Source organism: Gammaproteobacteria bacterium CG11_big_fil_rev_8_21_14_0_20_46_22 (assembly GCA_002796245.1).
Taxonomy (GTDB): domain Bacteria; phylum Pseudomonadota; class Gammaproteobacteria; order UBA12402; family UBA12402; genus 1-14-0-20-46-22.
This window is the reverse complement of sequence record PCWT01000049.1, coordinates 15,506-37,937: the sequence shown is the minus strand read 5'-3', so window position 1 is coordinate 37,937 and position 22,432 is coordinate 15,506. Positions and strand designations below refer to the sequence as shown.

The 22,432-nt window shown below is 47.7% G+C and carries 20 protein-coding genes; 7 read left to right on the top strand and 13 right to left on the bottom strand.

What is annotated here, in order from left to right:
- Window positions 1-71: 71 nt before the first annotated feature.
- The 6 genes from COV52_06650 to COV52_06625 form a co-directional block, all read right to left on the bottom strand.
- Window positions 72-1,109, bottom strand: a complete 1,038-nt coding sequence (locus COV52_06650) for a UDP-N-acetylenolpyruvoylglucosamine reductase (protein ID PIR10918.1) — start codon at window positions 1,107-1,109, stop codon at window positions 72-74.
- Window positions 1,109-2,080: a protease SohB gene (locus tag COV52_06645; GenBank protein PIR10917.1), complete on the bottom strand. Its 972-nt coding sequence runs from the start codon at window positions 2,078-2,080 to the stop codon at window positions 1,109-1,111. Before COV52_06645 ends, COV52_06650 begins: the two co-directional genes overlap by 1 nt.
- Window positions 2,077-4,053: a hypothetical protein gene (locus COV52_06640; GenBank protein ID PIR10916.1), complete on the bottom strand. Its 1,977-nt coding sequence runs from the start codon at window positions 4,051-4,053 to the stop codon at window positions 2,077-2,079. The genes COV52_06645 and COV52_06640 overlap by 4 nt, the downstream gene beginning before the upstream one ends.
- Before the next feature lie 73 nt (window positions 4,054-4,126).
- Entirely contained in the window at window positions 4,127-4,396 is a 270-nt protein-coding gene (locus COV52_06635; protein PIR10915.1) for a hypothetical protein, read from the bottom strand.
- A 166-nt stretch (window positions 4,397-4,562) separates the two neighbouring features.
- Window positions 4,563-5,945 (bottom strand): serine-type D-Ala-D-Ala carboxypeptidase, encoded by a 1,383-nt coding sequence (locus COV52_06630; GenBank protein PIR10914.1) that lies wholly within the window; start codon window positions 5,943-5,945, stop codon window positions 4,563-4,565.
- A gap of 179 nt (window positions 5,946-6,124) precedes the next feature.
- Entirely contained in the window at window positions 6,125-7,393 is a 1,269-nt protein-coding gene (locus COV52_06625) for an ATP-dependent RNA helicase (protein PIR10913.1), read from the bottom strand.
- 187 nt (window positions 7,394-7,580) lie between these two features.
- Between COV52_06625 and COV52_06620 the strand changes: the two genes are divergently transcribed.
- Both COV52_06620 and COV52_06615 read left to right on the top strand, forming a co-directional pair.
- Window positions 7,581-8,834 carry an MFS transporter gene (locus COV52_06620; protein PIR10912.1) on the top strand — a complete coding sequence of 418 codons (1,254 nt, stop codon included), beginning with the start codon at window positions 7,581-7,583 and terminating at the stop codon, window positions 8,832-8,834.
- Window positions 8,835-8,839: 5 nt separating this feature from the next.
- Window positions 8,840-9,301 (top strand): 6,7-dimethyl-8-ribityllumazine synthase, encoded by a 462-nt coding sequence (locus COV52_06615; protein ID PIR10911.1) that lies wholly within the window; start codon window positions 8,840-8,842, stop codon window positions 9,299-9,301.
- Here COV52_06615 and COV52_06610 read toward each other — a convergent pair.
- From COV52_06610 to COV52_06600, 3 genes are read right to left on the bottom strand one after another with little or no spacing between them, the layout of a single operon-like run.
- Window positions 9,294-10,274, bottom strand: coding sequence for a glycerol-3-phosphate dehydrogenase (locus COV52_06610; protein ID PIR10910.1), 981 nt, complete (start codon window positions 10,272-10,274; stop codon window positions 9,294-9,296). The genes COV52_06615 and COV52_06610 overlap by 8 nt on opposite strands.
- A gap of 4 nt (window positions 10,275-10,278) precedes the next feature.
- The gene (locus COV52_06605) at window positions 10,279-13,332 is read right to left on the bottom strand and encodes a multidrug efflux protein (GenBank protein PIR10909.1); all 3,054 of its coding nucleotides are present in this window, start codon (window positions 13,330-13,332) and stop codon (window positions 10,279-10,281) included.
- Complete coding sequence (locus COV52_06600) at window positions 13,332-14,477, bottom strand: efflux transporter periplasmic adaptor subunit (GenBank protein ID PIR10908.1); 1,146 nt, start codon at window positions 14,475-14,477, stop codon at window positions 13,332-13,334. The genes COV52_06605 and COV52_06600 overlap by 1 nt, the downstream gene beginning before the upstream one ends.
- A gap of 48 nt (window positions 14,478-14,525) precedes the next feature.
- Here COV52_06600 and COV52_06595 point away from each other — a divergent pair, with 48 nt between their 5' ends.
- Window positions 14,526-15,425, top strand: coding sequence for a 50S ribosomal protein L3 N(5)-glutamine methyltransferase (locus COV52_06595; GenBank protein PIR10907.1), 900 nt, complete (start codon window positions 14,526-14,528; stop codon window positions 15,423-15,425).
- 19 nt (window positions 15,426-15,444) lie between these two features.
- Here COV52_06595 and COV52_06590 read toward each other — a convergent pair whose 3' ends face one another.
- Both COV52_06590 and COV52_06585 read right to left on the bottom strand, forming a co-directional pair.
- Window positions 15,445-15,717, bottom strand: a complete 273-nt coding sequence (locus COV52_06590) for a BolA family transcriptional regulator (GenBank protein ID PIR10906.1) — start codon at window positions 15,715-15,717, stop codon at window positions 15,445-15,447.
- Window positions 15,714-16,247, bottom strand: coding sequence for a septation protein A (locus COV52_06585; GenBank protein ID PIR10905.1), 534 nt, complete (start codon window positions 16,245-16,247; stop codon window positions 15,714-15,716). The genes COV52_06590 and COV52_06585 overlap by 4 nt, the downstream gene beginning before the upstream one ends.
- A 58-nt stretch (window positions 16,248-16,305) precedes the next feature.
- Here COV52_06585 and COV52_06580 point away from each other — a divergent pair, with 58 nt between their 5' ends.
- The 4 genes from COV52_06580 to COV52_06565 all read left to right on the top strand — a co-directional run bounded on the left by COV52_06580 (window position 16,306) and on the right by COV52_06565 (window position 20,225).
- Window positions 16,306-16,923 carry a threonylcarbamoyl-AMP synthase gene (locus COV52_06580; protein ID PIR10904.1) on the top strand — a complete coding sequence of 206 codons (618 nt, stop codon included), beginning with the start codon at window positions 16,306-16,308 and terminating at the stop codon, window positions 16,921-16,923.
- A 47-nt stretch (window positions 16,924-16,970) separates the two neighbouring features.
- Window positions 16,971-18,119: a beta-ketoacyl-ACP synthase III gene (locus COV52_06575; protein PIR10903.1), complete on the top strand. Its 1,149-nt coding sequence runs from the start codon at window positions 16,971-16,973 to the stop codon at window positions 18,117-18,119.
- A 54-nt stretch (window positions 18,120-18,173) separates the two neighbouring features.
- Entirely contained in the window at window positions 18,174-19,412 is a 1,239-nt protein-coding gene (locus tag COV52_06570; GenBank protein ID PIR10902.1) for a hypothetical protein, read from the top strand.
- A gap of 117 nt (window positions 19,413-19,529) precedes the next feature.
- Window positions 19,530-20,225 (top strand): hypothetical protein, encoded by a 696-nt coding sequence (locus COV52_06565; GenBank protein PIR10901.1) that lies wholly within the window; start codon window positions 19,530-19,532, stop codon window positions 20,223-20,225.
- A 118-nt stretch (window positions 20,226-20,343) separates the two neighbouring features.
- Here COV52_06565 and COV52_06560 read toward each other — a convergent pair whose 3' ends face one another.
- Both COV52_06560 and COV52_06555 read right to left on the bottom strand, forming a co-directional pair.
- A complete protein-coding gene (locus tag COV52_06560; GenBank protein PIR10900.1) occupies window positions 20,344-21,723 on the bottom strand; it encodes a two-component sensor histidine kinase in 1,380 nt (459 codons plus the stop codon).
- Between the two features lie 6 nt (window positions 21,724-21,729).
- The gene (locus COV52_06555) at window positions 21,730-22,392 is read right to left on the bottom strand and encodes a DNA-binding response regulator (protein ID PIR10899.1); all 663 of its coding nucleotides are present in this window, start codon (window positions 22,390-22,392) and stop codon (window positions 21,730-21,732) included.
- Window positions 22,393-22,432: the final 40 nt, after the last annotated feature.

The window sequence follows — 22,432 nt, the reverse complement described above, 5'->3', positions numbered from 1 at the left end:
CTCATTTAAATAACTATGATGCCTATTTTACGGTGAAAAGCTTAAATAAACCTTAAGAAAATGACAGATGATCAGACGCCTGGTGCCGTTTCTAGGTTAGGTATATTAACCTCAGGTTCAAGATGAAGACCGAAACGCTCATACACCTGAGTTTGAATGAGTTTGGACAGCGCTAAAATATCTTTGGCGCTAGCCTGGCCGTGATTGACAATGACCAGGGCCTGCTCGGTGTGTACGCCAGCGTCGCCCAAGCGATACCCTTTGAAACCACATTGTTCAATGAGCCAAGCAGCCGGGATTTTTACCCGCTGTTGATCAACTGAAAATTGCGGTAAATGTTGGGCATGTTCTTTCAGTGTTTCATACACTTCGCGCGTGACGATGGGGTTTTTAAAAAAACTGCCGGCATTGGCCAGTTTTTTCGGGTCGGGCAGTTTGCTTTGGCGAATGTTCATGACTGCACAAAAGACATCATCGATTGTGGGGTTGATAATATGGTGTGTTTGTAAATACTCATCCAATGTGCGATAGCGTGTTTTTAAGGCGGGTGTTTTAGACAAACACAGTCTGACCGCAGTAATACAGTACAAACCTTTTGCTTCGTGTTTAAACACGCTGTCGCGATAGCCAAAATGACAAGCGTCTCGATTAAATTGCACAAGCTCGCCGGTTTTTATGTCCATTGCGTCGAGTGAGTGAAACACATCGCACAGTTCCACACCATAAGCACCAATATTTTGTATGGGCGCAGCGCCCACGAGGCCTGGAATAAGTGCCAGATTTTCAATGCCGTAAAATTGCTCTTTCACACAGTAGGTCACCGCTTCGTGCCAAGGAACACCGGCGCCAAACTCGACTAACACTTCCTGGGGCGTTTCTTCCAGTACACGCATATCGAAAATTTGTGGATGTATGACTAACGCATCAATATCGTGGGCGAATAAACAATTGCTGCCACCGCCGAGAATAAAAAACGGGCCCGTTTCGTGTTGGATAATTTCTTTAAGTTCATCGAGGTTTCTAGGTGCGACAAAACTTTTGGCTTTGACCGGCATTGCCAAGGTATTGAGTGCTTTTAGGCAGACATTGTGCTGGATATCAACAGGCATTAGGGCGCGGTCTGTTGTGTGGCAAGCAAGGTTTCAGCGCCTTGTCGTAAGCGCTGCATGAAACCACGTTTGCTGTGCAGTTTCACTAGGCGCAGTTGCCAATGTTGTCGTGCTGCGAGTAAAAAATCATCGCTGGTTTTAAGCTCATCGACTAGGCCAAGTTCTAGGGCACGCTTGCCGTACCAGTATTCACCGGTGGCGACTTTGCTAATGTCCAGGTTCGGGCGATGATCAGCGACATGCTGTTTGAATAAATCGTGTGTTGCATCGATATCGTGCTGCATTTTTTCGCGTTTTTCCGTCGTGTTTTCACCCAGCAAGGTGAGGGTGCGTTTGTATTCGCCGGCGGAAAGTTGCTCGAAATCGATATCGTGTTTTTTTAGCCATTTGTTAAAGTTTGGCATTTGTAAAATCACACCAATCGACCCGATGATCGCGAAGGGGGCGGCGATAATGCGGTCGGCCACGCACGCCATCATATACCCGCCGCTAGCAGCCACTTGATCGACGGCGACGGTGAGTTTAAGGCCGGCGTCTTTCACGCGTTGCAATTGTGAGGCGGCAAAACCGTAGGCGTTGACCAAGCCGCCTGGGCTTTCAAGCCGGATAAACACTTCGTCGCCTTTTTTAGCGGCCAGCAATACGGTGGAGATTTCTTGGCGCAGTGCGGTCGATTGGCTGGCACGAATGTCGCCTGAGAAATCAACAACGAACAGTGTGTGTTTAGGCGGGTTTTTCTTGGCTTTTTTGGCCGCTTTTTTGTGTTGTTTTTTCGCGGGCTTGTCTGCTTCGCTCAATACTGTTTGAGCAAGCTCATTAAAGTGTTCATTGAGGTTTTTTACGCTCACTTTGTTTTGTGCTTTGGCTTTGGCACTCAAGCCAATAATCGAGGCCAAGACAAACACGATGGCCAGCGCCAGTACGACGACTTCAACGACGAAAACTAAAATATGTATTAAGGCATCAATCATGTTGGTGTATCCAGGTTTTTAGGCTCAATGATAAGGAGCGAGTTATTAATGATTTTCCAGCGGTAATCGCTTTCCAGAGAGGGCAACAAGCCTTTAAGCATATCTTGCATATCAGCCGCTTTGTTTTTTTGCAGGATATGTTTTGGGCGTTCATTATAGGTTATAGACCCCACCCAAAGCGGTGTGTTGCTCGGGCTTAGCGTGACATCGCTTTTCCAAAGCCGCAAAACGAGCGAGGGTTGCATATGATTGTTAACCAACACTGAGCTCGGTAGTCGCGACTCATACAGATTGGGCATTAGGTCAAATTGCAGTAATTGATGCGGTGTGTTTTGGTTTTCTAAGGTTTTCTTGCGAACAAACACGACCCAGTTGTGAGCATGTAAATCCCTAATAATCGTATCCAGTTTGCCGGCCCACTGAAGGTTTAAAAAATCTTCATTACGATTGAGCGCGGTTTTACTGTATCGACCGATGATAATGGTGCGTGTTTTCCACCACTGTGTTTGAGATAGTTGACTGTCTTGCCAGACAAGCTGAGTGTGGCGATAGAGGCTGTGGAAATTTCGGATCATATTGATCGCAGCAAAAAGTGCGAAGAACAATAGAAACGGCAATAGCAAGGTTTTGGGTGTGAAGTTTCGCCCTTGAAAGCGCTTGTAGGAAATGATACCGCCGAAGACGACCGTTAATCCTAAAAATAAGCTGCCGATCACATCGGTGAACCAATGATCACACAGGTACAATCGCGAAAGAAAGAGGAGTGCGATCATCGCGCTCGCAATCCAGTAACTCACTTTTTTAAAGCTCGGGCGACTATGACCCACGAGCCAGGCAACATAGCCAAAACACAAAACCGCTAAAACGGTGTGTCCGCTAGGGTATGAGCCCGTGGCTTTGATAAAAGCAATGCCAGACGGTCGCGCACTGGGAATGCCTTCTTTCATTAGCCAAGCGATGAGACAGCCGATAAAGGTGACCATGAATAAATGAATAGCTGCGTGGCGATAACGCTTAAACCACAAAACAATACTGGTGAAAAGTATGGCGGGCAGCAGTGTTTGTTCATCGCCTAAAATAGAGATGAAAATCATGAACTTTTGCACGCCCACATCACGCAAACCGCGCATGATATGCAAAATCGGCGCGTTTAGGCTCGTGAGGCCGTGTTGAAAAATGACTTGAACTGAGAGTGTAATAAATAAAGCTGCGGAAACGATAAACATGACGGTCATCACAAATTGACCATGATGACCTGGGTCTTGTGCATTTTGAATGAGGCGCGTGAGCCAATGCCAGCGGCGATTGAAATAGAGCTTATTCCAGCAGCGATCGAGAAATTTATCGATCATACGGCCAAACAGAATACTGAACTCTTTGATCGCCCAATAGATCAACCAGATCAGCACCAAGAAGCCTAAAACGTATAAAATAACGTGTGTGGCAAGCCCTGGCGGTAAGGCTTCTGAGGCAAAACCGATTAAAAAACCTGGGATCAAATACACGATGGCCCACAAAATGGCCGAGCAAAAGCTGATAGGAAAATAATGCCAGGGTTTCATGTGCATCATGCCGGCCACGACGGGCACCATCGCACGAATCGCGCCGACAAAGCGCCCGATAAACACGCTTTTACCGCCGTGCTCAGCGAAGTAGGCTTTACCTTTTTGAATCAGCTTGGGGACTAATCGAAAGGGCCATTTGCTGGGGAGTGTGTCGCGAAAACGATAACCGATAAAATAGCTTAAGCCATCGCCGATAAACGCGCCGGCAATGGCCAAACACAGCGAAAGCGGAATATTGATAACACCTGCACCCATCATGATACCGACAGCGGTCATAGTAATGGAGCCTGGGATGATAGTGCCGATGATGATGAGTGATTCTAAAAACGCAATCAGAAAAGTGAAAAACGCAGCCCAATAAACATGTTGGAACAGCCAGTGTGTAAAGGTTTCGTAAACTGAATGCATCGCTCGTCCTCATGGCGTTGTCACTTGAAAATTGAGTGTTATTATCACCTGATTTTCAAACGTTTGTCGAGGTCTACAAGGTCATGATCACGTGTTCGTGATCGTTGAGGGCTTTGTGCAGTGCATCGAGCTGTTCTTTGGATTCAAAGGTGAGTGGCATGGTGATTGCCCAGTATTTATTGGTTTTACTGGGGCGGATGCTGACTTCCAAGGTTTTCGAGTCAAAGCCCTGTGTGTCTAAAATCTCACGAATAATGGCTTCGATATCATCTTTGCGATGCGCGATGATTTTAAACGGCATGGTGCAAGGGAATTCGTAGATGTCTTCGGGTGTTTTGTTCATCGGGTGCTTAATATTTCGTGTTTAATGCGGTGAGCGTCGGCCTCCTAAAGACAACCCGGACACCGCTAATGTCATTGCGAGCGAACGCCAGTGAGCGCGGCAATCTTGTTAAGTAACGTGGAGATTGCCACGTCGCTCCGCTCCTCGCAAAGACGGTTCCAGCTTGCTACTTTTTACCCGCATTCGCAATGCTAGGTGCAGGTGGGTTGCCGTTTTGCCCCGTTGCTATACTGGCGTCAGCTTGGTTTGTGCTTGCATCGGCTGCGGTTGGCGCAGGTTGTGTTTGAGCAGCAGGCGCTGGCGTGTCTGCCGGTTTGGCCACTTTCACTGTCTCATCTTTAGAGCCAAACCATTGGTGGAATTTATAGCCTACAGCATCGGTTGAGTAGCGCCACCAGCCGCCTTTTGAGTCAGCCTCTAAGGCAACCAAAGGACGTGTTTCAACCACGTTACCGTCGACGCTCACAGTGACCGTACCCAATTGTTGGCCTTTAGCGATTGGAGCATGGATGTTGGTGTCCATTTGCACGTTCACTTTTGCTTTTTGGAATTGGCCGTGCGGCATCGTCACGTAAAAACTATCCAATACGCCGGCTGGGATAGACGACTTATCACCAAACCAAATGCGTGGTGTGGCCACAACGCTGCCGCCTTGGTACAACAAGTGCGTGTTGTAAAAACGAAAGCCGTACTCGAGTAAACGAATGCTGTCTGAAGAGCGATCTTCATCTGTTGGTGCGCCCATGACCACAGAAATTAAACGCATGCCGTTCTTATCCGCTTCAGCAATCAAACAATAACCGGCCTCATCGGTGTGACCTGTTTTCATGCCTTTGGCATACGGGTAGCGCCACAATAAGCGGTTACGGTTCGGTTGGCGAATGTTGTTATACGTGAGCCATTTTTCGCCGTACCAAGCGTGGTATTCTGGAAACTCTAGCCAAATCGCACGCGCTAAAATACCTAAATCGTGCGCGCTGGAATAATGTTTGGGCGCAGGAAGGCCGGTGGGGTCCGTGTAATGCGTGTTTTTCATGCCTAAGGCTTGTGCTTGTTGGTTCATCATCTGCACAAAACTTGGAATCGAGCCACCCACAAACTGCGCCAAGGCCATGGTCGCATCGTTACCTGAATCCACGATGATGCCTTGTGTCAGCATGTCGACGGGTACTTGAGAGTTCACTTTAACAAACATACGTGAGCCACCGGTTTGCCAGGCTTTTTTACTGATCAAGACTTTGTCGCTGGTTTTGATCACGCCGGCATGCAAGGCGCGTGACGTTAAATACAAGGTCATCAATTTGGTTAAGCTTGCGGGTGCGCGGCGCTCATCCATGTTTTTCTCAGCGATAATTTTGCCGCTGTCCACATCCATCAACACATAAGCTTTGGCCGGCACATTCGGTGGTGAAGGCACAAGCATCGGTTGCGCGGCACTTTGTGGCGCTGTGTCAGTGCTGGGTACGGGCCCGTTGTCAGCCAAGGCAAAGCTGGTGGATAAACCGAGTAGTACTGCGGCGATGGTCTTTAAATAACGAGATGACTGCATGTTTTACCCTTTTTGAGTCGTGATAAACTGCGTTGATTCTAACGATAAGCTAGCGTGAGCACAAGGGTGCTGTTATCTTAAAGGTTTGGTTTGACATCTGTCGAGCTCGGGTTAAACTTTGACCGCTTTGTTTTTCGCTCCTGCCGAGACTTTGGGGGGCCTATTATTTTTTACACAAATCAGTCTTTTCTCGTGCTTTTATTTCGTGGTTTGAATCGGTGAGTGTTATTCTCAGTTCGCGGTTTATTGTGATTCCATGCTTTCGGTTTCTTAGGCTTTACTGGCGCCGCTGTTGCTCCTGATTCTGGAACATTTTGGGCTGGTTTAAAATCATCAATCAATTTACGTGTCAAAGGCTGTTTAATCAAGCGTTCGATATCAAACAGTTGTTTGGCTTCATCCGCGCTCACGAGCGAAATAGCTTGCCCGGTTTTTCCGGCTCGGCCAGTGCGGCCAATTCGATGAACGTAATCCTCTGGCACAGTTGGTAAATCAAAATTCACCACGTGAGGCAAATGATTAATATCTAGTCCACGAGCAGCAATGTCTGTTGCAACTAACACTCGAATAGAGCCGCTTTTGAAATGTGCCAACGCTTTGGTTCGCGCTCCTTGGCTTTTATTACCATGAATAGCTAATGCTTGAATACCATGCTCGTCTAAATAACGAGTTAGCCGGTTTGCACCGTGCTTAGTCCGAGTAAAAACTAACACTTGACTCCAATGGTTTTCGCTAATGATTTGCATCAATAGCGCGGGTTTTCGACTTTTATCGACAGGGCAAATCCATTGCTCAACCGTTTCAGCGGTCGTGACTTGTGGGCTTACAGAAATTTCAATGGGATTATTCACAATAGTGCTGGCAAGTGCCCGAATTTTTTTCGAAAAAGTAGCGGAAAACATTAAATTTTGGCGCTGCTTAGGGAGTAGGCTAATTATTTTTCGAATATCATGAATAAACCCCATATCTAACATTCGATCGGCTTCATCTAATACTAAAATTTCAAGCGACGCAAATCTCACTGCGTTTTGATTGTAAAGATCAAGTAAGCGGCCAGGCGTCGCCACTAGAATATCCGCGCCTTTTCGAAGCCGCATCATTTGTGGATTAATTTTGACTCCACCATAAACTACGGTTGAGCGTAAAGGAAGATTTTTTCCGTAGGTTGCCACACTTTCGGCAACTTGCGCGGCTAGCTCACGAGTAGGCGTTAGCACAAGTGCTCGCGCTTGGTTTGGCTTCACAGCAGCCCCTTTGGAAAGATTTTCTAACATGGGAAGAACAAAAGCAGCAGTTTTACCTGTCCCTGTTTGGGCAGCCGCCATGACATCTCGGCCTGCTAATATAGGGGGAATGGCTTGCGATTGAATAGGTGAGGGTGTGTCGTACCCTTTTTCAGCAATAGCCTCAAGGATCAAGGCGGATAAGCCAAGGAAGGGAGCACTCATATCATATCTTTTATCATTATTAATGACGTCGAGTTTACAGGATATTATCTTTTAAGGCTAATTAAATTCAGCCCAGCGCGCCCTCTGCCTAGTGGAGCAGCTTTGGCGTGTCATGAGCAAGCCTTCGCGCTTTATTAAATAGCAAAATATCGGTACCATGTCCGTCATTAATCACGATAGGCGCTGAATGAAAAAACTGCTGGTTTACCAGGCTTGGCTGATTTGGATCGTTTCAGCGAGCTTTTACGCTTACGAATTTTTTATCCGTATTTCACCCTCGGTGATGGTGTCCAACCTCGGGTACGATTTGGGTTTGGATCATCTCATGATCGGCTATTTATCGGGCGTGTATTATTGGGCCTATGCGATTTTGCAAATTCCTGTCGGTATTTTGCTCGATCGTTATGGCACCAAGCGTTTGCTGGTGGTCGCCGCTGTCATGGTGGCGTTGGGGTGTTATCTTTTCTCGATCGCCCAACATGCGGATTTACTGATTATTGGCCGATTGCTCATGGGCGCGGGTTCTGCATTTTCCTTTGTGGGCTGTTTGAAGCTTGCAAGCCTTTGGTTTTCGAATCGTCAGTTTGCGATTGTCGCGGGTTTAACGAATCTGCTCGGCGTCATTGGCGCCTTGATCGGTGAGGGGCCTTTGGCTGAGCTGGTCAAGCATTGGGGCTGGCGCGATAGCATGTTGTATATCGGTATTGTAGGATTATTTATTTCATTGTTGATTGCACTGCTTGTCAAAGACGGCCCGCGTGTGTTTGGCTGCCCGAATCAAAAGCAATGTCGAAAACGGCATCAATTATTGGTCGGCTTGAGACGTGTGGCGGGTTGCCGGCAGTCTTGGGTGGTAGCCTTATTCGGTGGCTTAATCGTCGCGCCCATTGCGGCGTTTACAGAGCTTTGGAGTGTGCCGTACTTAACGGTGGCGTATCAGCTCGACAAGCCTGAAGCCGCGTTTTTATCGTCGTTTGTGTTTGTGGGCATTGGTGTTGGTGCGCCTTTGCACGGTTGGCTATCCGGTAGGCTGAACAAGCGCAAGCCCCAGCTGTTTTATGGCGCGCTTGTGGCGCTCGTGAGCTTGGCTTGCGTGATTTATTTGCCTGTTTTTAATGACTTTCTCCTGGGCGCGTTATTATTTATCTTCGGCTTTGCCTCTAGCAGCATGATTTTGTGTTTTGCGATTAATCGCGAATATCACCCCGACTGGGCTTCGGGTGTGGTCGTGGGCTTTACGAATATGCTCGTCATGCTCAGTGGTACGGTATTTCAGCCCTTTGTGGGGCGTTTGCTCGATGGCTTATTGCATGCGAGCACGGGTGAGCTTGTGGCCTATCGCTGGGCCTTTTTGGCGTTGCCGATCTGCCAAGGGCTTGCTATGATCATGACCCGATTCATTAAAGAAACCGGCTGCCAAAGCTATAAACGACGAGGTTAAACCCCATGCAAGTCATCAAAGTCACCCGTGTAGAGAAGGCGCCTGTGGCCATTGTCGTTAGCCGTTTTAATTCACCGATTACCGATGAGCTATTAAAAGGCGCGGTGGATCGCTTGCGTGAGTTGGGCTTGGGCACTGAAGACATTACGGTATTGTATGTGCCGGGTTGCGTGGAGATTCCGCTGGCGGCCAAAAAACTCGCTCAAACTAAGCATTATGCGGCTGTCATTGCTTTGGGTGCCGTGATTCGTGGTGAAACCAGTCATTATGATTACGTGTGCGAGCAAGTCTCGGCCGGTTGCCAAGAAGTTATGTTGGAAACAGGCCTACCGGTCATTTTTGGTGTACTGACTACGGAAAACAAAAAACAAGCCGAAGAGCGCGTGGGCGGCAGTCACGGTCATAAAGGGCGTGATGCAGCTGATTGCGCGATGGAAATGATTTCAGTGATGCACGCGGTTAAATAAAACCGAGCATTGCTTGTATCGCTTGATCTGGGGCCGATTCGCCCGATAAAACACGTTGCAAACCGTGTGTCACTTTAAGCTCTACGCCGTGTTTTTCGGCGAGTTTTAGCATCAATGGGCAATTGTCCAAGCCTTCCACGGTTTGATTGATTTCGGCCAAGGCATCTGCTTGCGTTTGACCTTCACCGAGTAATTTACCAAACCGGCGATTACGTGATTGATTATCCGTGCAGGTGAGGATGAGATCGCCCACACCCGAAAAGCTCATTAAATCCTGGCCAGAGTCTGCACCTAGTGCTTTAGCCATGCGCATTTCATCTTGCAGGCCGATGGTCATGAGTGCGCATTTCGCATTCGTGCCCATGCCTAAGCCATCTGCCATGCCCACGGCAATGGCCACCACGTTTTTCATGGCGCCGCCTAATTGCACACTGATGAAATCGGGGTTGTCGTGTAGGCGTAGCTTGCCGTGATCGAATAGGCTGTGTAATGTTTCACTCAGCGCTGTACCGTTTGAAGCCATGTCTAGAATCGTGGGCAAACCTTCGGCGACCTCTCGCGCAAAAGAGGGGCCCGAAAGGGCTGCCATCGCTCGCGCGCCCAGCAGTTCGTGCGCAACTTCATGTAGCAACTTAAGGCTATCAGGCGCTATGCCTTTGCTCGCCCAGATCACGGGTGTGTGCGATGCAATGTGCGGCTTGATTGATGCGAGCGCTTTAGCAAACACATGACTAGGCACCACAATAAGCACCAAGTCCGTTTGCTTAAGTGCGGCACTTAAGTCCGCTTCGATAATCAAGGCTTCGGGCAGGCTAAGGCCTGGCAAATAACGCGTGTTTTCACGGGTTTTTTGCATGTTTTCTAAAAGCGAGGTGTCGATATCCCAAAGATGAATGCCTGCGTGCTCGCGTGCTAAGTGCATGGCCAATGAACAACCCCAAGAGCCTGCGCCTATCACTGTGATTTTTTGCATGCGATTAATCCTCAATGTCGGGCAATTTCTCGTGCTTCTTCGCAAAGAAGGTGTACATGGTTGGCACCACGAACAAGGTAAACAAAGTACCGATTAACATACCAAAGAAAATCACCAAGCCCATATTATTTCGTGAGGCAGCACCCGCGCCGGTGCTGAGCACCAGTGGTATCACACCAAAGACCATCGCAAAGGTGGTCATCAAAATAGGGCGCAGACGAATGCTGGCCGATTTCACAATGGCGTCGAACTTATTAAGCCCTTCGGTTTCTTGGAGTTTATTGGCGAAATCCACCATCAAGATACCGTGCTTACTGATTAAACCAATCAAGGTAATTAAACCAATCTGTGTATAGATGTTAATCGTGGCTAAGCCGAGGTTTAGCGGTATCAAGGCGCCGCAAATCGACATCGGTACGGCAATTAACACGATAAACGGATCACGGAAGCTTTCGAACAGAGCTGCCAAGATTAAGTAGATCACCACAATCGCAAAGAAGAAAATGAAGATCAGCGCACTACCTTCGGTTTCATATTGGCGCGATTGGCCTTCGTAATTGTAGCTATAGCCTTTAGGCAAAGTTTCGTCAGCTGTTTTCTTTAAGAAGTCCAGCGCAGTGCCCATGGTCACAGACGGTGAGGCCACGCCCTCAATCGTCGCTGAGGCTTGTTGTTGAAACTCCGTTCGACTGTTCGGTTGAACTTGACTGGTGATTTTTACCACTGTTGATAAAGGCACTAATTCGCCTGAGCCGGTTTTTATATAAATGTGGTTGATGTCATCCGGGTTGTAACGCAACGGTCGCTTGATTTGTGGAATCACTTCATAGCTACGATTGGCCATGCTGAAGTAGTTAATGTAAGCACCACTCATGGCCGTCGATAAACTATTGGCGATATCTTGCATTTGTATGCCCATGGATTCCGCTTTTTCACGATCAATTTGAATATTGTATTCTTTTTTGTTGAATTGCAGCGAGTTATCCAGGTACGCGAACATACCGCTGTTAAGCGCTTTCATTAGAATGTCGTCGCTAAGCTTCCAAAGGCTTAAGTAGTCGCCACTAATGTTGGTCACCACAAACTGAATCGGCATGCCACCGCTATTGCCCGGTAATGGGGGTAAACCAAATGCAACCGTTTGAAGGCCAGGCACTTTGGCCACATTTTTTTGCACCAACGGAATCAGTTGTTGTTCTTTGACGCTGCGCTGATCCCAGGGTTTTAAGGTAATCGCTGCAAAAATCGAGTTTGCACCCATCGCCCCGTTAATCGTGAAATAGTTGGCTTTTTCAGGTGTTTTCGCCATTTGCTTTTCGAGCTCTTTCGAGAAGTAGCTCATGTAATCAAAGTTTGAGTACACTGGTGTGGTGGCGGAGACCAAAATCAATCCCTGATCTTCTGCAGGGGCTAATTCTTTTTTCGTGAGCGCGTATAAGAACACGCAGCTGGTGAGCACAACTATGGCAAACAGTGCTGTGACTGGTCGGTAGTTTAGTGAGCTTGTCACTAAGGCTTGATAGCGGTTTTTTAAGCGATCAAAAAAGCGGTCAATGAACTTTACAATTTTGGAATCGTTGATGCTGCTGTCTAAAAACTTCGAGCACATCATGGGTGAGAGTGTGAGCGCGATGATGCCCGACAAAATCACGGTACCGGCGAGTGTAAACGCAAACTCTTTGAAGAGCGCGCCAGTTAAGCCCCCCATGAAACCAATAGGCGCGTACACAGCCGCCAATGTGATCGTCATAGAAACCACCGCCGGGCCAATTTCACGCGCACCGACAATTGCGGCTTTAAATGGCGGCAAGCCATCCTCCACGTGGCGATACACGTTTTCAATCACCACAATGGCATCGTCGACCACCAGTCCGATCGCGAGCACCATTGCCAAGAAAGTGAGAAGGTTAAGCGAGTAACCAAGTGCCAGTAGGAAGGTGCAAACACCGACCAATGATAATGGAATGGTAACGACCGGAATGAGCACGGACCGAAAAGAGCCTAAGAAAGCAAAAATTACGATGATCACAATCATGGCCGCTTCCAAAATGGTTTCAATCACTTCACGGATAGACGAACCAATATAACCTGATTGGTCGTACACGTTGACCATATCAAAGCCAGGCGGCAACTGTTTTTTAACGGCCGGTAATAATTTATCGACATTACTGATTACAGATAAAGGGTTGGCTGACGGTGTGGGGTAGATGCCCACAAACACAGCAGGCTTGCCGTTTAAGGTGACCGAAGAGTCGTAACTTTGTGCGCCGAGCTGCACTTTGGCCACTTCCCCTAATCGCACCACGCTGTCACCTTGATGTGCAACAACAATGTTTCTAAACGCATGAACGTTTTCAAGGTCGGTGTTGGCGTTCAAATCGTAGGCGACGTACTGACCTTTGGTGTTACCCGCAGCCGATTGGTAGTTGTTCGCAAGCAGGGCGTTTTGAATATCGGCAGGGGTTAGATTGAGTGCCGATAAGCGCTTCGTGTCAAGCCAAATACGCATGGCAAAAACTTTACCGCCGAGAATCTGGGCTTGCGCAACACCTGAGGCGCTCTCTAATTGTGGTTGAACCACTCGAGTGACATAGTCGGTGATTTGCTCAGAGCTTAAGTGTTTATCGGTAAAACTTAAGTATTGAATCGCAAAAGTGTTGCCGGTTTTTTTGTCGATCACAGGTTGTTCGGCAGCACTCGGTAGCTGGCCTTCGACTTGTTGTACTTTGCTCATTACGTTCGTAAAGGCCACGTTGGGGTCAAAGTTCAGTTTCACGTACACATCAATGGTGCTTGAACCCTTGGTGCTCGTCGCGGTCATATAATCAATACCGTCGGCTGTCGCAATGGATGTTTCCAGCGGGTTCGTCACAAAGCCTTGGACCAGGCTTGCGCTGGCACCTGAGTAGGTTGTCGTCACCGTAATTAGCGTGTTGTCCATTTGTGGAAATTCTTGGAGCGGCAGCTCGTGAACAGCGAATAAACCGAAAATAAAAATCAGTAAGCTGATAACAGCCGCAAGGACTGGGCGGCGTATAAACGGATCGGTAAACGCCATTAGTGCAGCTCCGCCGGGTTAGCTTTTTTGTCGGCTTTAAAGCCTTTGTCAGGTGTGACCACTACAGGCGAATTGTTTTGCAGTTTGAGCTGGCCAGATGTCGCAACCAAGTCGCCGGCCTTCAGGCCCTTGAGGATAGCGACTTGTCCGCCGCGCATGTCACCGGTGGTGATAAAGACTTGCTTGGCAAAGTCGCCGGTGACTTTTTTGCCTTTAATCTCTTGCGTGCCTTTCTCGATGACATACACGAAATCACCGTACGGGTTATAGCTCACCGCGGTTTGCGGAATGGTGAGCACTTGGTCTTCTTTTGGCATTAAAACATAAACATTCACGTACATGCCCGGCACGAGCGTCAACGCTTTGTTGTCTACACGCGCTTGCACTTGGATGTTACGTGTGTCGGTATTCACGGAAGAATCGATCGCGGTGATTTTTCCGTAGAAAGGCTTTTTATCGGGGTCATCGGCGCGTAGGACTTTGATTTGTTGGCCGACGTAAATAGACGCTAAATTTTGCTGCGGCAGATTAAATAAAACGCGTAAAGGATCGATTTGCTGAATATTGACAACGGTGTTGGTGCCCGGCGCTACATACTCGCCCAAGTTCACATTACGAATACCGAGCTTGCCGGCAAACGGTGCACGTATGGTTTTTTCATCGATGATCGTTTCAGTTTTATCAACATTGGCAATCGCTTGCTGATAGGTGGCGCGCGATTCATCGTAGTCCGAATCGCTCACAAAGCCTTTTTTGTTTAACTCTTTCGCGCGTGCGAAGTTTTCTTTGCTCACCAATAATTGCGCTTCGTAGTTCTTCAGCTCTTGCTCATCTACGCTGGTGTCTTGGTGCACGATGGGGGTGTCAGCTTTCACTTCTTCGCCGGAGTGGAAATAAATTTTGTCGATCACGCCGTCTTGTTTAGGCGAGAGATCCACGCCGTTATACGCTTCAAGGCTACCAATGGCGTAAAGGTGCGGCTGCCAGCTTTCATTTTTCGCGGCGGTGGCAGTGATGTTAGCGGCTGGCGGTGAAAAGTGCGCCATATAGTTTTTGACCATCATGCTGCGAAAGGCATCAAAACCAAAAACACCGCCAAAGATAATAATAAGTAAAATGATGACAATGATAAAACGTTTGATCATACTAATGGCTTCTCTTGATAAGCGTTTGATAATAATTGGATTAATCGTATGGCGCAAGCCCAAAAATCATTAAAAGCCGGCGGTCATTTAAAGGCTGTGATTGAGGCGATTGCAGACCGTTTGGCCGCTTCAGATCTTTGTTTTGGTCACGGCGTGGACAACCCCCTGGACGAGGCCATTTGGCTCGTGTGCGAACGGGCGAATATTGACCTGAACACACTCGATGACCATTTAAACGATAGTGTTGAGCAGGGCTTAGTCGATCAGCTCGAAAAAGATTTGGTATCGCGTATCGAGCAGCGCAAACCTATGGCGTATATTACCCAGTCGGCCTATCTCAGCGGCTTTCGTTTTTACGTGGACGAGCGGGTGATTATCCCGCGCTCACCGATTGCCGAGTTGATCGAGCAGGGCTTTTACCCTTGGCTGGAGCACTTAGGCGATCAGCCTTTTGCGGTTTTGGATATGTGCACCGGCAGCGGCTGCTTAGCCATTCTGATGGAAAAATACTTAAATTGTCAGGTGGATGCCGTGGATATCTCGCCTGATGCCTTAGCTGTGGCCAAGATGAATAAAGCCGAGCTGGGCTCGGGTGTGAACCTGATTGAGTCGGATTTATTCAGCGCGTTAGAAGGAAAAACTTACGACTTGATTGTGAGCAACCCGCCGTATGTGGATGATCATGATTTTCAGTCTCGCCCGGATGAATTTCACCACGAGCCCGATATTGCACTGCATGCCCAAGACGAGGGCTTGGCCATTGCGCTTAAGATTATTGAGGCCGCCAAAACGCACCTGAACCCTAAAGGCGTGTTGATCGTTGAGGTCGGGAACAGCCAAGCCGCCATGATGCGCCGATACCCCGACGCGCCACTGATCTGGCTGGCGTTTGAGCGTGGCGGAGAAGGGGTGTTTTTGCTCCGCCAAGAAGATTTGGTTTATTTTTAAAAACCCGGGTTTGTTTTTCCTACGTCCCTTGATGCACCATCACGATCCTAAGCGCATGAATCTCGTGAGGGATTACATCGGCAAGCAATGCATAGATCATTCGGTGCGCGGCCACGCGCGTTTTACCTTCAAAAACCTTAGCAGCAATCTCAATAGCGAAATGGCTGGCGCCGCTTTGTGCGCCGGCATGGCCTGCGTGCAGATGGCTTTCGTCCATTACCTTTAACACGCTGGGTGCTAAATGTGTGGTTAGTTCTGTTTCGATATATTGCTTACGCTCAGCCGGTGTCATGAAGTTTTATCCAAGTAGCGTTGTAAATACAGGCCTTGGCCGATGATAAAGATAAAAGTCAAAATCAAAGTACCAAAGAGTTTGAAATCTACCCAGGCGTCGGTGGAAAAATGATAAATCACATAAAGATTCGCCCCACCGAGCAGCAAAAAATACCCGAACCAGCTCCAGTTTAATGTTTGCCAAACGTGATCAGGCAGGGTGACTTTGTGGCCCAAAACACGCTGTATCAAGGGCTGCTTGCCCCAAAAACCACTGACCAGAAAGACAATGGCGAAAATCCAGTAAATCACCGTGGGTTTCCATTTGATAAACAAGGGGTTGTGCAATAGCAAGGTTGCGCTACCTAACACTAAAATCAGCACTAACGTCACGATTTGCAGCATTTCAAAGCGTTTGTACTTCAAGCGAAAGTAAATGAGCTGAATAGCAGAGACCACCATGGCGGCGGCCGTGGCTGCATAAATGCCGGCTAATTTGTAACACAAAAAGAAAATAATGATGGGGATAAGATCAAAAAGTAATTGCATAAGGGCTCTAAGGTTTTATAGTGTAGCGATTATAACGGTAAGCGCGCGAGTGGCAAGCATGGCTAAAATTTTATATATCCACCCCGACAATCCTCAGCAACGCTTGATCGAACAAGCCGTTGAAGCGCTCAAGCGCGGTGAGATTATGATTTATCCCACCGACACGAGTTATGCCTTGGCCTGCCAGATGGGCGATAAGCAGGCATTAGAGCGTTTGTGCCAAATTCGTGGCTTGAAAGATAAGCACTTTTTTACGCTGGCCTGCAAAGATTTATCTGAGCTCGGTCGCTATGCGAAAGTGGAAACGCCAAGCTTTCGTTTGCTCAAGGAGTATACTCCGGGGCCCTATACCTTTTTACTGAACGCCACCAAAGAAGTGCCAAGGTTGTTGCTCAACCCTAAGCGTAAAATCATCGGTTTACGTGTGCCTGAGAATACTATTGCCATGGCTTTGCTCGAAACGATGGGCGAGCCGATCATCACCACCAGCCTGTTATTACCGGGTGAAACGCAAGTGTTAAGTGAGCCGTATGACATTAGCCTAGCCTGGGATCATCATGCTGATGTGATGATTGATAGCGGGGTATGCGGCGATCAACACACCACGGTGGTTGATTTATCGGGCGACAGTCCAACGTTAGTTCGTCAAGGTAAGGGCGTGTTCAACATTGATTAAAGAATGAGAGCTTGATAGCATAGCGTAACGAAAACGATAAGCACGCAATGAACGATCGCATTTTTATTTCTGGCACAGGCCTTTATCATCCCGAGCACGCTGTGAGCAACGAAGCTTTAGTTCAAAGCTATAACGCTTATGTTGAACATTATAACGATGCACATGCTAAGGCCATTGAAGCCGGTGAGCTTGAGCCTTTAAAGGCCTCTAACCCGCGGTTTATTGAAAAAGTTTCTGGCATCAAAAGCCGGTATCTCATGGATGCAGAGCACGTGCTCGACCCCAACAGCATGCAACCCTCGTTCGCGCCGCGCAAAGACGATGAGATGTCAATTCAAGCAGAAATGGCCATCGCCGCCGCAAAGCGCGCGCTCGATAATGCCAACAAATCGGCTGAAGATATTGACATGATTATCGTGGCTTGCTCGAACTTTCAGCGAGCCTATCCGGCCATATCGATCGAAGTTCAGCAGGCATTGGGTGCCAAAGGGTTTGCATTTGATATGAATGTGGCCTGCTCTTCGGCCACGTTTGCGATTGCCCAAGCGTATAGCGCAATCAAAACGGGTCTTGCGAAAACCGCGCTGTTGATTAACCCTGAAATTTGTTCTGCCCATTTAAACTTTCGCAATCGCGATAGCCATTTTATTTTTGGCGATGCTTGCACGGCCACGATCGTTGAGTGCGAAAACACGCTCAGCAAACAAGATGATTTGTTTGAAATCGTCGACACACGATTAACCACGCAGTTTTCGAATAATATTCGCAATAATTTTGGTTTTTTAACGCGCGTTGAATCCGATGTACAAGCGGATCTCGGTCTCATTTATACGAGTAAATATTTGTTTGAACAACTGGGTCGTCGTGTGTTTAAGGACGTGGTGCCCTTGGTTTCCAGCATGATCGTCGAACACCTTAAAGCTAATGGCTTAAGCCCTGAGCAAGTTAAACGCTTTTGGTTGCATCAGGCTAATGCCCATATGAACGAGTTGATTGCTGAAAAAATACTGGGCCGAAAACCCAGCGCAGACGAAGCACCGATCATCTTGGATGAGTTTGGCAACACCAGCTCGCCAGGTTGTTTGATCGCTTTTCATCGTTACCATAACGATTTAGCGGTGGACGATTACGGCTTGTTGTCTTCTTTTGGCGCAGGATATTCTGCAGGCAATATCTTGGTAAAAAAAGTTGCTTGAAAAGCCTAGCGGCGCGGGTTAGGGTTTTCTTATTCTGATTTTCCCCTGATTTTTATGAATATCGATTCGAAGGCGTTGCTGTGTTTGCGCAACGCCAATCGTGCTACTGCTGTATTAAGTTACCGTTCTGAGCAAGCACTGGGCTGTGTACCGCAGGCTAGGCTTACCGTGGCAGCCGATCAAAAAGCGTGGCTGAGTGATTTTGTCAGCGTAAGTCTAACATCTTCACATCAGGTGTTATTTTCAGGTGTTGTGATCAGTGTAGTCTTTGATATGACCTGCAATCAATCTCAGTTGATTCTCAGCTTGCCTCCTGTGTTTTCTCACGAAGCTAGAACACAGTATTTTTCTTCTTGTACCCTGGAGAGTTTGATGGCTTCATTATTACCATCAAGGGTTCACTTAGCCTACCGCGCTAAACCTGTGTTGATTGATTCTGCTCGACAGTACGACGAATCATCATTTTCATTTCTCCAGGGGCTGCTGATGAGCCGAGGCTTAAATTTTGCTTTTCATCATTGTCGCGAAGAGATTATCTTCACCGTGTTTGATCAACACTATGATAGTCGTCGAAAACTTTGCGCATCAGCCTTACGGGTCCACGCGCAAGGGTGCCTGCTTCGCGCAAGTATGGCAGCAGGTGGCGCGCAATTATTGGATGTTTATCAGCAACGGTTTCTTAAAACCATTGTGTGTGAGTACGACGGTGTTTCTTGGCAGTATAATCTGACTTTTTCACCCATGAGCTTGACGCCTCGCGCTGCTAGCACAGTTGTCGCTCATCTAGAGTTCATTGCATCAAAAAACACAGAATATACCGTGTACGGTGCAGCGCAATCTTTGAAAGCTTACCCGGATAAGCCTGGTGAGAAGCCAGCTAGTTTTTGTGTTCGCCTGCCGTATTTCAATCAGTGCGACCCTACCATGTACAATGTTAGAAATGCAAAAGTTTTGCTTGAAAACACCTTTCCGTATTTTGAGCCTGTGGTTATTGGTGCGAAATCATCATCAACCGCTAAGGCTGCGTTTCATTTTGAAACCAAGCGGGCTTTCTGGCGGCAGAAAAAAGAGAGCCTGAGCATTTCGGCAAAATCTTTAGAGTTGTCAGCAAACAATACACAAAACCTTAATGCCGAAAGTGTTTTGCTAAGCGCTCAGCAATCGGTTTCGATTAACACACAGACGATCGCGTTGAATGCACGAGAAAGCATTGAGTTTTGCTGTGGTAACAGTCGTGTGAGACTTAGCGAGGCTGGCATTGAAATCACAAGTGATGTGTTATGCCTAAATTAGCCGAGGGTTTTGGCTCATTGGAGCTGATAGTTTTAATGATGGTGTTGGCGGTATTTACGGGCATTGCCGCCGATAGTCTGCGACAAATGAGCCAAATATTGGCACGTATCAAGCAAAATGATAACTATGTGTTTCAGCAGTATGAAAAACCATAAAGGCTTTAGTCTGGTTGAAATGCTCATAGCACTTGTTTTAGGCTCAATATTGGTTTCTGTTTTGCTGAGGACAGCGCTTGCCGTGGATAGGCATTATCGTCACGCGATAAGCTCGCTTGATGATGCTCAGGCCGTGGCTTTCGCTTTTCACGTCATAAGAAAAGCACATGCTTCGTCGCAGGCACCAGCAGGTTGTGCTGGGCGGACTCAGAGCACGCTAGCGTGGGGTGATACAATGCTCACGATCGAGCATGTTCGCCACCAGCTGTTTCGTGCAAACGTATCAAAGGACAGCGCTGAGGTATTGCTTGAAGCTCAGAAAATATCACAGCCATTTCATCGGGGTGACAGTGTTCAGGTTTTTTCTCGCGATAAGGCACCAATGGTAATCACTGTGCTTTCGGTGTATCACAATAGGATCGTGACAGATTTTACTTTTCATCGCTCGAAAGCAGTCTGGCTTGCCGATGATCATACGATAGCTTTGAAATACTCAGCGCAAGAACAAGCGCTGAGATTGAAAGTTGATAAGGCTTCGTCACGGCAGTGGTTGGCGCGCATCACGCGTGCAAGATTTGAGAAGCCGAGATTACAGTTGTGCCAAAAAACACGCTGTTATGTGTTAATGCTTAGCTCATACGCTCTAAAGGAGTCGTGATGCTGTTGATTGTGATGGTGCTATTGTCTGTGTTTGAAGCCAGTGTTTTAAGCTTTAGTGCTAGGCTTAATGATGAGCTCAGTGTGTCTAGTGCATTAAAGCAGGCTGTCACACACCGTCAAGCCACGTAGGAGGGTTTGTCAGTGTGTGTTTTAGGGAAATGAATTTCAACTTCAAGCCCTGTGCCGTCTTGAGGCTCGCCTAAGATGATGCGTGCATTATGCAGCTTTGCAATTTGTTGAACAATCGCAAGGCCTAGGCCACTGCCTGAAGCTTTAGAGCCTAAAACACGGTAGAAGCGCTCAAACACTCGCTTACGCAGTTCTTTAGGAATGCCGGGGCCGGAATCAGTCACATTCAGCACAATGTCACGGCTTGTTTCATAGAGCGATACGCTAACTTGAGCGCCATCAGGCGTGTAACGAATCGCATTATCGACAAGGTTTCTGACCAAAATACTGATGGCTGTTTCAGAGCCGTACATCACTAAACTGTCGGATTCGGGTTGATTAAAGCTGACGTCGATATTTTTATCGATGGCACTAGGCACGAGCTGAGCGATAATTTCCGTGGCTAACTTAGCCACGTCAAACCATTGTGGGTTGTGTAGTGCATTTTCAGGGTCTAAGCGGCTCAGTGTAAGGAGCTGCTGAACGATGTGTGTACAGCGATCAACGCCAGAGATCACATTGCGCAAACCCGCTTTACGCAGCTCATCGTTGGGGGCGCCGAGTGCGACTTGTGCCTGCGTTTTTAACGCGGCCAGTGGGGTGCGCAACTCGTGGGCCGCGTCAGCTGAAAAGCGAATATTACGCTCAAAGGCATTATGCAGTTTATTAAATAAATTATTCAGCGCATCGATCAGCGGCTTAATTTCAATCGGAGCATTTTGAATATCAATACGCTGTAATTCTGTGGCGTCACGAGAAAACAACGTCGAAGTGAGCCGTTTAAGCGTGGTTAATCCACGATCGATAATAAACCATATTAAAAAGCCGAGCAGTGGGTAGCTCCATAACAACATCAATAGGTTCACCCAAGTCATCTGTTGCTTGAGCATGGTGTGCACGTCATACCGCGCCCCAGCAACGATGCGATAGTGACTCAAACGAGAATTGCTGACATCCACCACAAGCCAGCTCATGTTGTCGATTTTGACGGGTGTAAGGCCCGGACGAAGCTTATCGACAGGGATAATGCTGGCATTTTCCGAGCGTAAAATCACTTTGCCTTGATGGTTCCAGACTTCGAAAGCTTGCTCATCACTGATTAATGGCAACAGTGTTATGCGTTTTTGCAGGCTGTTCAGATAAGCTTGGCTTGGGTTTTCACTGACAAGCGCATCTAAAAAATTTGCTGCTTGCTGAAGTTGCAATGAAAAGTGTTGCTTGATGACACGATTGTCCAAAAAGTAATTGCCCAGCGCGGTTAGCGACGATGTTAAGGTGATGCTCAGTAGAAGGTAAAAGAGCAGGAAGTGTTTAATCGATCGCGTCATGTCGCTTTATTTCGCTTTATCGATCATGTAACCAATGCCGCGGATGGTGCGAATAAAGTCATTCCCTAGTTTTTTGCGCAACTTGTGAATGTGCACTTCCAAGGCATTAGAATCAACTTCTTCATCCCAGCCATACAAGGTTTGCGATAAATACTCACGTGATAAGACGCGGCCGGCATTTTCTAATAATCGCTGAACGAGTGCAAACTCGCGGCGCGACATGTGCATCGGCTCGCCATTTTTTTCGATGGTGTGCGAGGCAGGATCTAAGGTGATGTCTCCATGCTCAACCAGGGGTGCTGCGCGTGAGCGCGAACGGCGTTGTAGGGCACGTAATCTTGCCGCTAATTCATCCAGGTCAAAAGGCTTGGTCATGTAGTCATCAGCACCAGAGTCAAGGCCTGCCACACGGTCATCGATGGTTTCACGTGCCGTTAGAATTAGGACGGGAGTTAGAATGCCGCGTGATCGGATGTGGCGAAGGGTTTCTAAGCCAGATTGTTTGGGCAAGCCGAGGTCTAAAACCACGGCATCGAATTCGTCAATCTTGAGGGCTTGTTCTGCGGTGCGACCATCTTTAACCCAATCGACCACATGACTATATTGCTTAAGACCGTGATAGACACCATCACCCAATAACTCATCATCTTCCACTAACAAAACGCGCATCGATTTCTTTCCTTGTCCTTATCATTGTTATTCATCTTAG

Bases quoted from the DNA above. Each gene is read 5' to 3' on its own strand.
- COV52_06650 (PIR10918.1), bottom strand. From the start codon at position 1,109: ATGCCTGTTGATATCCAGCACAATGTCTGCCTAAAAGCACTCAATACC.
- COV52_06645 (PIR10917.1), bottom strand. From the start codon at position 2,080: ATGATTGATGCCTTAATACATATTTTAGTTTTCGTCGTTGAAGTCGTC.
- COV52_06640 (PIR10916.1), bottom strand. From the start codon at position 4,053: ATGCATTCAGTTTACGAAACCTTTACACACTGGCTGTTCCAACATGTT.
- COV52_06635 (PIR10915.1), bottom strand. From the start codon at position 4,396: ATGAACAAAACACCCGAAGACATCTACGAATTCCCTTGCACCATGCCG.
- COV52_06630 (PIR10914.1), bottom strand. From the start codon at position 5,945: ATGCAGTCATCTCGTTATTTAAAGACCATCGCCGCAGTACTACTCGGT.
- COV52_06625 (PIR10913.1), bottom strand. From the start codon at position 7,393: ATGAGTGCTCCCTTCCTTGGCTTATCCGCCTTGATCCTTGAGGCTATT.
- COV52_06620 (PIR10912.1), top strand. From the start codon at position 7,581: ATGAAAAAACTGCTGGTTTACCAGGCTTGGCTGATTTGGATCGTTTCA.
- COV52_06615 (PIR10911.1), top strand. From the start codon at position 8,840: ATGCAAGTCATCAAAGTCACCCGTGTAGAGAAGGCGCCTGTGGCCATT.
- COV52_06610 (PIR10910.1), bottom strand. From the start codon at position 10,274: ATGCAAAAAATCACAGTGATAGGCGCAGGCTCTTGGGGTTGTTCATTG.
- COV52_06605 (PIR10909.1), bottom strand. From the start codon at position 13,332: ATGGCGTTTACCGATCCGTTTATACGCCGCCCAGTCCTTGCGGCTGTT.
- COV52_06600 (PIR10908.1), bottom strand. From the start codon at position 14,477: ATGATCAAACGTTTTATCATTGTCATCATTTTACTTATTATTATCTTT.
- COV52_06595 (PIR10907.1), top strand. From the start codon at position 14,526: ATGGCGCAAGCCCAAAAATCATTAAAAGCCGGCGGTCATTTAAAGGCT.
- COV52_06590 (PIR10906.1), bottom strand. From the start codon at position 15,717: ATGACACCGGCTGAGCGTAAGCAATATATCGAAACAGAACTAACCACA.
- COV52_06585 (PIR10905.1), bottom strand. From the start codon at position 16,247: ATGCAATTACTTTTTGATCTTATCCCCATCATTATTTTCTTTTTGTGT.
- COV52_06580 (PIR10904.1), top strand. From the start codon at position 16,306: ATGGCTAAAATTTTATATATCCACCCCGACAATCCTCAGCAACGCTTG.
- COV52_06575 (PIR10903.1), top strand. From the start codon at position 16,971: ATGAACGATCGCATTTTTATTTCTGGCACAGGCCTTTATCATCCCGAG.
- COV52_06570 (PIR10902.1), top strand. From the start codon at position 18,174: ATGAATATCGATTCGAAGGCGTTGCTGTGTTTGCGCAACGCCAATCGT.
- COV52_06565 (PIR10901.1), top strand. From the start codon at position 19,530: ATGATAACTATGTGTTTCAGCAGTATGAAAAACCATAAAGGCTTTAGT.
- COV52_06560 (PIR10900.1), bottom strand. From the start codon at position 21,723: ATGACGCGATCGATTAAACACTTCCTGCTCTTTTACCTTCTACTGAGC.
- COV52_06555 (PIR10899.1), bottom strand. From the start codon at position 22,392: ATGCGCGTTTTGTTAGTGGAAGATGATGAGTTATTGGGTGATGGTGTC.